Raw genomic sequence first — 1,725 nt, 5'->3', positions numbered from 1 at the left:
GTGCGGGCGCGGGTGAGCGGGTGGAGGGGCAGGGACCGGGTGCTGCCGGGGACGGCCGACGGGCCGGTGGCCGATGCCGGTCTCGCCGTGACCACGGCGGCGGGAGGCCCCTGGGCGGGGGCGAGGGCGACCGCGCAGGCGACACCTATCGAGGACACCAGGAATCCGTATCGACGCATGCCCCTGATCTTGGACATAATCATACAAATCTGTCCATTGGGGAATTGACGGGCCGTCGGCCCCGGTTGGGCCGAACCGGTGGTGCGCCGCTCCCCCGTGCGTGTCCCGCCGCACGGTGCGCCAACCCGGCGCCGCGTACGCTTGCACGGATGAACGCAACCGAACGCACCCCTGCCGACCTGCTGCGTTCCGCGCTCGCCGCGGACCCCGGACGCCCGCTGGTGACCTTCTACGACGACGCCACGGGCGAACGCGTCGAACTGTCCACGGCCACCTTCGCCAATTGGGTGGCCAAGACCGCGAACCTCCTCCAGGGAGACCTCGCCGCCGGCCCCGGCGACCGGGTCGCGCTGCTGCTGCCGGCGCACTGGCAGACGGCGGTGTGGCTGCTGGCGTGCGCCTCGGTGGGCGCGGTGGCGGACCTCGGCGGGAACGTGGAGGCGGCCGACGTCGTGGTCAGCGGCCCGGACACCCTGGACGCGGCACGGGCCTGCTCCGGGGAGCGGGTGGCGCTGTCCCTGCGACCGCTGGGCGGGCGGTTCCCGCAGCCGCCGGAGGGCTTTGTGGACTACGCCGTCGAGGTGCCGGGGCAGGGCGACGCGTTCACGCCCTTCGCACCGGTGGACCCCGACGAGCCGGCCCTGATCGTGGCCGGGGCCGAGTACTCGGCGGCGGAGGTCGTGGAGCGCGCCCGTGCCGACGCCCCCGCCCTGGGCCTGACGGGCCCCGGCTCCCGGCTGCTGTCCGCGCTGCCGTACGACACCTGGGAGGGGCTCAGCGCGGGCCTGTACGCCCCTCTCGCCGCCGGCGCCTCCGTCGTGCTGTGCCGCCGTCTCGACCGCCTTTCCGAGGACGCCCTGGCCCGGCGCATCGAAGCGGAACGGGTCACGGCGACGGCGAGGTGACGCAGCGGAAGTACCGCGGGATTCGGGAACAAACGACGCCAATTCACCTTCAGCGGTGCGGATTCCACGCAGGCGGCGACGATTCTCCCGCGCCTCTCCCGCGCATCCGCACGACCGTGTCCGGCGGGCCCGGCGGCGCATACGGCAAGGGCGGCGGGCCGGGAACCCCGGGACGGCCGCCCCGTCCGCGGAAGGCCTTCCGGTGCAACACATCGCCCCGGAAGGCTTTCCGCGGGGCGCGGACGACCGCCTTTGGCGAACTTTTGTCCAAGGAAATGGGCGGATTGCCCACTTGTAGGCAAGTGGAATTTGTCACGGGCGTCGCTTGACACCGAATGAGCCAGATAGTGTGAGCGATCCGGTGCTACTGGCCGCGAGGTCTTCCTGGGGTCGAGCACTGTGAAGCAGATCTGAGCGCCTTGAAGGGGACAAGGCGCCGCGTGGCCCCGACGGAGGGTTCGGACAACCGTGGACGCGCAAGGCCGTGGGCGGGCGAACAACATCGACCCCGCAGACCAATGGGTACTCAATCCGAACACCGGCGAATACGAACTGCGACTGAATCCTTCCGTTCCGCAGTCGCCGATCCCGGGTCCCCGCCAACCCGCTCCGCCCGGCGCGGGCGGAGCGGGTTGGCGGG

The 1,725-nt window shown here is 72.1% G+C and carries 1 protein-coding gene; it reads left to right on the top strand.

Features of this window, described 5'->3' with window-relative positions:
• Positions 1 to 329 precede the first annotated feature (329 nt).
• Positions 330 to 1,085: a TIGR03089 family protein gene (locus CCN35_RS27125; protein WP_067396734.1), complete on the top strand. Its 756-nt coding sequence runs from the start codon at positions 330 to 332 to the stop codon at positions 1,083 to 1,085.
• Positions 1,086 to 1,725 lie beyond the last annotated feature (640 nt).

It is taken from the genome of Streptomyces thermovulgaris (genome assembly GCF_002155915.1).
Lineage (GTDB): Bacteria > Actinomycetota > Actinomycetes > Streptomycetales > Streptomycetaceae > Streptomyces > Streptomyces thermovulgaris.
Note: the sequence above shows the minus strand (reverse complement) of the source record. Positions and strands in the feature narration are given on the sequence as shown.

What these genes read in the sequence shown, in the direction of transcription:
- CCN35_RS27125 (WP_067396734.1), top strand. Translation starts at nt 330, where the DNA reads ATGAACGCAACCGAACGCACCCCTGCCGACCTGCTGCGTTCCGCGCTC.